General features: G+C 30.0%; 10 protein-coding genes. All 10 read right to left on the reverse strand.

Going from position 1 to position 8,806, the window contains the following annotated elements:
* A partial coding sequence (locus AC1RYN_RS07035) for a PKD domain-containing protein (protein ID WP_481806391.1) occupies window positions 1-336 on the reverse strand: 336 nt, incomplete at its 3' end.
* Window positions 337-394: 58 nt separating this feature from the next.
* Window positions 395-1,435, reverse strand: a complete 1,041-nt coding sequence (locus AC1RYN_RS07040; protein WP_481806392.1) for a hypothetical protein — start codon at window positions 1,433-1,435, stop codon at window positions 395-397.
* Between the two features lie 25 nt (window positions 1,436-1,460).
* On the reverse strand, window positions 1,461-2,297 hold the full coding sequence (locus AC1RYN_RS07045) for a hypothetical protein (RefSeq protein WP_481806393.1): 837 nt from the start codon (window positions 2,295-2,297) through the stop codon (window positions 1,461-1,463).
* Window positions 2,298-2,417: 120 nt separating this feature from the next.
* Window positions 2,418-3,401 (reverse strand): hypothetical protein, encoded by a 984-nt coding sequence (locus AC1RYN_RS07050; RefSeq protein WP_481806394.1) that lies wholly within the window; start codon window positions 3,399-3,401, stop codon window positions 2,418-2,420.
* Between the two features lie 49 nt (window positions 3,402-3,450).
* A complete protein-coding gene (locus tag AC1RYN_RS07055) occupies window positions 3,451-4,539 on the reverse strand; it encodes a hypothetical protein (protein ID WP_481806395.1) in 1,089 nt (362 codons plus the stop codon).
* A gap of 1 nt (window position 4,540) precedes the next feature.
* Window positions 4,541-7,603: a hypothetical protein gene (locus AC1RYN_RS07060; protein ID WP_481806396.1), complete on the reverse strand. Its 3,063-nt coding sequence runs from the start codon at window positions 7,601-7,603 to the stop codon at window positions 4,541-4,543.
* Window positions 7,603-7,728, reverse strand: coding sequence for a hypothetical protein (locus tag AC1RYN_RS07065; protein WP_481806397.1), 126 nt, complete (start codon window positions 7,726-7,728; stop codon window positions 7,603-7,605). The genes AC1RYN_RS07060 and AC1RYN_RS07065 overlap by 1 nt, the downstream gene beginning before the upstream one ends.
* A 354-nt stretch (window positions 7,729-8,082) precedes the next feature.
* Window positions 8,083-8,406 (reverse strand): hypothetical protein, encoded by a 324-nt coding sequence (locus AC1RYN_RS07070; protein ID WP_481806398.1) that lies wholly within the window; start codon window positions 8,404-8,406, stop codon window positions 8,083-8,085.
* Window positions 8,381-8,527 carry a hypothetical protein gene (locus tag AC1RYN_RS07075; protein WP_481806399.1) on the reverse strand — a complete coding sequence of 49 codons (147 nt, stop codon included), beginning with the start codon at window positions 8,525-8,527 and terminating at the stop codon, window positions 8,381-8,383. Before AC1RYN_RS07075 ends, AC1RYN_RS07070 begins: the two co-directional genes overlap by 26 nt.
* Window positions 8,511-8,756, reverse strand: coding sequence for a hypothetical protein (locus tag AC1RYN_RS07080; protein WP_481806400.1), 246 nt, complete (start codon window positions 8,754-8,756; stop codon window positions 8,511-8,513). The genes AC1RYN_RS07075 and AC1RYN_RS07080 overlap by 17 nt, the downstream gene beginning before the upstream one ends.
* Window positions 8,757-8,806 lie beyond the last annotated feature (50 nt).

Consider the following 8,806-nt stretch of genomic DNA (forward strand, 5'->3'; position numbering starts at 1 on the left):
TGAATGTTGATTTCCGTCTTTTATAACAACGGTTTTACTAAATTCTTTATGCTCTCCATCTACATTTGATGCTTTGAGTTTTATGATAAACGTTCCTTGTTTATCATACAATATTTCACCTGGATTTTTTAAAGATGAACTACTTGGATTGCCTCCTTCAAAAGTCCATTCATACGTATCTGCTCCAGTGACTTTATTGTTTATTTTGATAATAACAGGAATTGATTCATCCTCATTTACATACGAAGTCGTAAAATCACCTTCTATGGCTATAGAAGTTTCCTGATAACACGAAGTAATAACAATAAATAATAGTAAGAGTAAAGTTTTTTTCATTCCATTTATTTTAAAACAGTACAGCTTTTTAGGGCTGTAATGTTTTTTTAATCTGTTTTTATTTTTCTGCTGTTGCAAATTTTGTTTGGAAATCTGAAATTTTGATAAAATCAGAATTTGTCACCAAATACAAATCATTGTTTTTAATCTTAAAACTTTTAAGAGAATTAAAATCAACTGTTAATTTAATTGAAGAATTTTTACCAAATGCAGCCACTTTTAGTTCTCCATCTTTAAAAAGTGACCAAGTATTATCCACAAGGTTCAATTTATAAATTCCTTTTCCTTTTAATACTAGCAAATCATTTTTTGAATCAAAAACAATATCTCTAAAAGAATTATCATCATCTGTTGTTGAAAGTAAAGTTGAGACTTTCCATTGATTATTAATATATTCCAATTTTCGAATATTGGAGCTGATTAAAGTATTCCCAGTATATAAATTGTCTATGAGATATAAAGTATTATTATGAGAAATTATTTTAGATACGCTTCCGAACCCGGCATCTAAACCTGCTCCATCGACAATCTCTTTTTTACCTGAACCTGCAACAAAAACGTCGGTATTTAATTCCGGGAGAAATCTTTTTATTTGGCTATTGTCCTGATCAAATACAAAATATGTGTTATCATTGTTTTCAGTAATTGCTCTAAGCCTAATTTTGTTGGCAAACGGAGAGCTGATTGGTTTCATTGTATAAAAAAGATTTATCTCTTTGTAGTTATTCTCGAAACGAAATATTTTATCATCATCGGATGTTATTATCAAAAAATCTCCCGTAGGTGTAACTGCTAACTTACTTGATAAAAAATTATAATTATTTATTCCTTTTAGTAATGTTAAATTTCCATTCTTATCAATTTTTTGAAATTTAACAGGATAATCATTATCATTAGGTGTTTGTCCTACAAAGAAAGCAGTATCATCATTGTTTATCACAAAATCGTCAACACTATGTACAATAAAGTCTGCTTTAATTTCTCCTTTTTGTAACTCTTCTGCTTTTCCTGAATTATCATTATTGTCTGAATCTGAGCTACAACTGCCCAATAACATAAAAAGTTGTAATGCTACCACTACTAAAATTCTCTTTTTCATCTTTATTTAATTTCTGTTAACTTAATTATTTTCTGTTTTCTAAATATTGACTCCCTAAAGTGTATCCGTTACCAACAAGTACTCTCACAATATTCATTGCAGTTATATCTTTACTCATTCTATATCCAATCGGATTACCTCTATTGTCAAAAGTGGCTTTAAAAACCTTATTATCAAACGTAATAAGTTCTTGATTTAAAAATTTATCATAGCCTGAAACCATAGCTGCTTTTGCAAACCAAGTAGCAATTTTATAATTATCTAAATCCATAACTTCATACATTAACTCTCCATTAGTTGCTGGGGATGTCATCCTGATGTAACCAATTCTTTTATCTAAAGGATCAGGGTTTTGCGCTTTTATGCTGTAAATAGTTCCTCCGTCATCAATTGTTAATTGATACTCGTTTACAGCTTTATTTATTTGATCTTTTTCATTTTGAATTCCTAAAAGCTTTTCAGAAACACCTGTTGCTTCTCCATTTATAAATTTTTCCACTGCTTCTGTATTTAAACCATCAATACTTAAATAGTTATGTTCCAGTAAGGCATTAACAACGCTCTTCTCATTATTAAAAGGATTAAACTTGCCATATGTAAAAGCAATTTCATTGAATTTTTCTGTGGCTTCATTTTTTAGTTGCATGATAGGAATAGCAGGTACTGGTTCTACTTGCTTTAACTCAACAGTAACTGTGTAGTTTTTGTCTAAATTCGATATTTTAAAAAGAGGCTTTTTACCTTCGATATAACCAATCGTTTTTTCATCCAGCTTTATTTCTCCTTTGGCGATCTTGATTTTTTGTGCAAAACCACAAATACATATTAGTATAATTATTAGGGTTAAAATGTTTTTTTTCATATTTAAAATTTTATTTTCTACCACTTTATTTGTTGTTTTTCTAATCAAAAAATTGATCATCTTCTTAGCTTTTATTGTTGTTTTGATTTTCATCCAAACAGAAAAGTTGAGTTAATTAAATTATTTATTCTTCTCAAAAATGTGCAACGTATTGTCCTGAGTACTTATATATATTCTATCGTTACTTACTTGTATACTCCCTATCCCTCCATTCTTTGGTTCAAAATCATATTTATAAACTAATTCTTTTTTATTAGTATCTAAAATTCCGAATTTGGCTTTATTATCGCCTAACGTTTGTGAAAAGTAAACCAGTCCATTATCAGCAGTACATCTATGATCATGTATATTTTCAAAACCATTATCTTTTATTAGTTGATTTACATCCCATTCCTCTATTTCATTAGTTATTGGATTTATTTTGCAAAGTATATTTTCATATTTGCTTGAATAAATGTAGTTTTCATCTTTCACCAAAAAACGAGAAACTCTTGGATAATGTATTAGCAGTTTACCCGAATTAACATCCAAACAAAACAAACCACCTGATTCAGCCCCAAGTGCAACAAAATATAATTTGTTATTAATTTTAATTACTTCACTATTTAAAGTTGCTGTTTCATCTTGTAATAATTCTGAAAAAAATAGCTCCCAAATAATTTCATTTTCAAAATTGAAAAGAGATATTTTCTTCTTATTTTTTGAGATAAAAGATCTTTCATCAATAACCAAATAAACCCCATTAAATCCTAATACACCATATTGCTGAATAATCTTAAAATGTTCCAAATCATACAGATTCCAAGTGATTGATTCACCATCGTTTGTTACTGCAAGATAGTTTCCATTGGAAAATTTGTGCTTCATAACTAGAGCATAATTTTCAATTTTTCTTTTCAATTTCCCTTTATAATCATAAACAAATGTTTCAAATTTATTTTCTTCGAAAAGGACAATAGAATCTCCAAAATTCCCACTAATAGAGAAGTATCCATCATTAATTTCTACACCATTAATCCAAAACTTTTTTTTAGTGTCAATTATGAAAGCCACGTCTTTAAATGTTTTATATTCTATGCACTTATCTATTTCTGATTTTTTCATCTAAAGACAATTAATTAAATAACCCATTTGCAGTTCTATTATATCAAGATTATTCATCTTTTTCAAAAACATGTAACGTTCCACCGGAGTCTAACAAGTAAACTTTATCATTACTTACCTGCATATCTTTTATCTGTTGTGTATCATATTCGCTAATTGTTGCATCAATGATTTCTGATACAAAAATAATTTCTTTGGTTTCGATATCTAAAATGCCAAATTTTAATTGGTTGTAGCCATAGAAATGCAAATAATTCTCTTTTAAAATATTCTTACTACTTGTATCATCTTTATTTAGAGATACTTTTTTCATTTTATCCCATAATCCAAATAGTATAGGTTCAATGTGTTCCTGTTGTAGATCTATTTCAAAATATCTATCTGCTTTCAAACCAATAATTTTTCCATTGCAATCATCTAAAATATAATCAGTGTCATAAAAAATGTAGTAAATCTCATTATCGATATAGCTATCAACATTTCCAATTAAGTTTTTTCTTTTAACGCCTGAAATTCTATGTTTTAATTCTCCTGAATTAATATCGATTCCTATAAATTCTTTTGAATTAAGGAACAACCAAAGAATATTTTTATATGTACCAACAATTTGAGTTACTTCATAATTCTGCTCATCTAAAAAATCAGGTTTATATTTTCCAAATAATGTAAAGTGAAATTTCCATACAGTATCTCCTTTAGGGAAACCAAAACATTCAATAGAATTATCCTCAAAATTTTTTCTGATAAATTTTTCATCTGTAACATAATAAAAAGTAGATGAACCTTTAATTTCATATTTCTCATTTTTATTTTTGAGGTTCCGAATAATTGTAATTCTTTCCTCATCAACTCTTTTACTCGTAATAATAAAGTTGTTATGTACTGTAAAGATATATTCATTTAAAAAAGAGACTTCAAAAGTATCGGTAAATAAATATCCCTTTCCATATAAATTATTAATAAAAAAATTTGAATTCTTATAATATAGTTCTTGAAAAGAAATATCACTATTTACTAATTTAATCTTGTTTTTAAAATCAATAACGTCATTGTTAGTACTAATCAATATTTTATTCTCATTATTAACAGCAAAAGATTTTATGCCATTTGTATATTCTTCAATCCGTTTATATATCATTTTATTCAGTTTTAATTAACAAAGTTAAAATTTGATCAATTTTCTTATTTGTCAAATCGTCAGGAGCTAATAAATCTAAATTGTTCTTTAATTTCGAATTCATTGCTTTAAATACTTCTTCTTTATGATTAGTAAATAGTCCTTTAAAAGCCTCTTTTACGTCATCAACATTTGTTTTTGATTCATTTATAACATAGGTGAAATCTTGAATTTTTTCAATTTCCAACTCCTGTAAGTATCGTTTAAATTGTTTTACGAATTTGTCACTATTTTTAATTTTAGCCCAAGTTTCTGGACTATAACTCTTAAACTCTTCAAATCTTGGGGTATTGCCTGCTTTAAATTTTACGTCGAATCGACAATTTTCACAAATATCATCTAAAACTGATTCAAATCTCATATCAAGATCTTCAATCTTACTTGGACTATATTTAGTTGGGTTTTTCTTAAATATTTCCAATGTATGCTGAGTTCCTTCACGCATAGCAGCGTTAGCTGTTTCTGTGCCCTGTTTCAATTTATTCCAAAGCACTGGATTATCTTTAAAATTATAGCCTACCTCAACATAGTTTTCTATCATTTCGTCCATAGTTCTACCTCCAAAAACAGGAATTCCTCCGGTACCACAAGTATGACATGGTACATCCTTATGTCTTGTTATAAAACTTTTTAATTCATCCATACCTCCAATTGCTTTTAGTTTATCTGAATTTTTAACAGTAAGATATTCTGCTATTTTTTCTAATGTTTTTGGATCTTTAGAAAATTGTGTTCCCTCTGCTATACTTTCTCTTACTAATTTCCAAGCTCCTGCTAATTCATCTGTTTGATTAGCATTTTTTACAAATAAGTTTTTTAACTCATCAGTTGTATTCAAATCAGCTTTTAAAGCTTTCTTTTCAGCCGCAGACAAATTAGGAAGATTATCAATTTTAGATAAAAGGGAGCCTAGATTATTAGCAAGTTCATTTACCGTATTCTTTACATTTTTTTTGTCAATAAAATTATTGGCATCATTTAGTGCTGCTGTTTTTACTTTTTCTGCAAGCTCTTTTTCGTTAGCATAACTTAAAGAACTTATGTGAAATTCATCTGCTTTTATATCTGATATTTTTTTCACCTCAAGTATAAATCCGTCTGTATTATCAGCTTTTTTAGCTATAATACCCCAAAGTTGTCCAGCCTCCTTAGCCTCATGTAACCCACCTTTTATATATGCCGAACCTGCAAATGGTATTGCAAAAGAAGCGGAGTAAATTATTGTATTTTCCGTATTACCTCGTACTCCAGAATATACTGCTCCAATAGGATCCGTAAAAGTATCTAAACCTGGTATGCTACCAACTCCGTCTAATGTTGCATATACTACATCATCTAGTACAGCCAGCTTACTAAAGTTATAGAAATGTTTATTTCCTTGTAGGGCACTATTATCAATTGCGATCTGGAACTTAGAACCCCATGTCCATTTTTCTTTACTGTCAGTCCAAATTTTGTTGGTAAGTTTTATATCATCCATAAATGGTTCCCTAAACTTTCCTAAATCTTCAGTACTAATTTTGTTCCAAATTTCATTATTTTGGAAAGCACCTGGTTTTAATTCAAGATTTGAATATTTATTATAAGCAATATCAGCTTTGTCCAGATAAGGCTTATAAAATGACCATACTTCTCTACAAGAAAGTGGCATACCAGATTGAGGATCATACAGACCTGTAGTACATGTATTAAGATCACTGTTTATTTGTTTTATTTCTTCATAGCCTTTAGATTCAAAAAATTGTAAAACTTTAATGGCTGCATAACCCTTTACATTTCCTGAAGACTTATTAACAAATTGTACCAATCTGCCAGTAGCAGTAAGATAGTAAGAATTAATTGTGAGAGGTTTCGAAACTTTTGAGAATAGTTGTAAAACTTTTGTATTCCAGTTTCCAATTAATCCTTCAATATCTTCATCTCTTAAAATACCAGAGCCTTTTTTGGCAATTCCTAATGGTAAACATCTTGTATCTTCACGCGCATCAAATGGGAAAACTATTAACACATCTTTGTCCCCAAGTCCAGCGCTTTCAAAGACATTTTGTGCAAGTTTATTTACCGTTTTCTTATCATAAAAATAAAGTTTTCCATCTTCTTGAGCGGCCATAGATAAAGCCACAAAATAAATGTTTTGGCCTGTAGATAGATTTAGCATTCTAAATCTGTCTTCTAAGACATCTAGTAAATCTTCTTTATGCAGTTTATAATTGCCTAATTTATGTATATATTTTCTACTAATCAGCGAAGTGTTTTCGTTCGCTGTTAATATTCGTACACTATTAATTTTATTTTTAAGAGCATTTTCATGTTCAGGATTTATGGCTACTGTGTATCTGGTATCATTACAATTTTCTAGAGTAGAACCTGGACTAGAAAAACCTCCACTATTATTATATTGATCACAATCTTGTTGGGTTAATGATTTTGTAATATAACTACCATTTTCAACTCCTATTATTGCACAAACTCCTATTGTACATTTTGTATATTGCTCTTCTTTTGCAAGAATATATTTAATATCAACTTGATTACCAGACCAAGTAAAGATTTCTTTACCGGTACTATCTATGTTTTTATTTTTAATTATAGAAGCATCCGAGGTAATACAATCAGGACAAACTAAATCCGATGTATAAGCTCTTTGGACAATAGGAGTACCTTCTGGGGTATTACTAATTACTTTATATGATGTAGAAAATCTATAAATACCACCTTTTTTTCCTAAAGAGTTATTTTCTTTTAAAGAAATAGATTTAAGTATTCCGTCAACAATGCTTATTTCGCTAAAATCGGAATACGTTTTTTTATCAAATACTACAAAGTGACCATTACCAATCGCAAAATTTAAACAAGTGTCATTGTTTTTTGGCAGAGTACCAAGTTGAGAAACTAAATCATCAATACCTTTTCTTAGTGCAATCTCTCCACTTGCTTGACTCTGAAAAGCATACAGCTTAAATGCAGGATCATTAATTTGTTTCCAATCTAGGTGATTTAAAACCGTTCCTGAGCTATAGTCCATTAAGAAATCGGTACAGGATTTCTGAAGTCTTGTACCGCTGGAAAAGGGTGTTCTGATTTAAAGATTCCGTGACCTAATTCGTGCGCAGGAGTTTTTGCTAATCCAGATTTAAATACATACCCCAAACTGTCCGTTCAGTCGCATATATCCTTGCTATCCGGTATGAAGCCTTATGTTACAAAAAGCACATAACTTGATTCTGTACTTTGATATAAACCATTTATCTTTTGCTGGTCTGTGCTCTAAGTAGAGGTAAGCGTATTTTTCTCCGTCTTAATTGTATTTCCAGTATAAAACTACGCTGTCTATGTTTAATACTTCCTGTTTCTTAAAGTTTATTTTAACCCCAACTTTATTATAAGTTGCCTGAGTGTCGCAATCACTTCATCAAGTCTATTTTTTGAAATATTATCTGTAGGTACCAGCGCCACATTTACTTCTTTTGGAGAAATGTACGAGCATAAAAGCCCCAATAACCTTCATTTATTACCTTGTTTGATGGTGGCTAGTATTTGTTCTTCGGCATAGCTCAGGTTTCCTTTTACCTTTAGTACGAAGACATTATCATTTCTTGTAACGTTTATTTTGGCGCCATTTTGGGTTTTAAACACAATACTATCCGCTTTTACATTCGCATCAGTAATATTTACTGTAGCCAATACAGTATCCGTATCACCATTTAAAACTGCTTTATAAGGCAAGGCAACGTCACCTACTTTTTTGTATAGCTTTTGTAAAGCGGTAGCTGCATTATTTGGCATTACATCAAAAGCATATTTACTTCCGTTTTCCTGAAAAAGCAATCGAGATTCCTTTGGCAGTAAATGTAGTGGCCTGACCGCTTTTATCGACACCATCGGTATTTTCGGGAGATGGTTTTCCTCCTGCTGCGGGCTCTGTAGGTTCATTACTTCCATTTCCCATCTTTGTCAACAGTATAAGTATTTCCACTACCATCCGTAATAACGGTATCTTTTCCTCCCGGAATAGTTACTTGCTCTCCATTTTTACCATTTACAACGATATCACCATTGGCATTGATAACAATTTTATCAATCTCAAACGAAACAGTTTCTTCAATTTGCCCGCCCTTACCTAGTGAAATCTTCTTTACGTAGCATTTTTTTCCATTCGGGATTATAACTTGTTTCAACGAGACCACTAATTAACTGATAGTCGGTATTAACTACGATATTGTTAAAT

It is taken from the genome of Flavobacterium sp. TC780, from assembly GCF_056783245.1.

What these genes read in the sequence shown, in the direction of transcription:
- AC1RYN_RS07075 (WP_481806399.1), bottom strand. Translation starts at nt 8,527, where the DNA reads ATGGGAAATGGAAGTAATGAACCTACAGAGCCCGCAGCAGGAGGAAAA.
- AC1RYN_RS07060 (WP_481806396.1), bottom strand. Translation starts at nt 7,603, where the DNA reads ATGGACTATAGCTCAGGAACGGTTTTAAATCACCTAGATTGGAAACAA.
- AC1RYN_RS07055 (WP_481806395.1), bottom strand. Translation starts at nt 4,539, where the DNA reads ATGATATATAAACGGATTGAAGAATATACAAATGGCATAAAATCTTTT.
- AC1RYN_RS07045 (WP_481806393.1), bottom strand. Translation starts at nt 2,297, where the DNA reads ATGAAAAAAAACATTTTAACCCTAATAATTATACTAATATGTATTTGT.
- AC1RYN_RS07050 (WP_481806394.1), bottom strand. Translation starts at nt 3,401, where the DNA reads ATGAAAAAATCAGAAATAGATAAGTGCATAGAATATAAAACATTTAAA.
- AC1RYN_RS07040 (WP_481806392.1), bottom strand. Translation starts at nt 1,435, where the DNA reads ATGAAAAAGAGAATTTTAGTAGTGGTAGCATTACAACTTTTTATGTTA.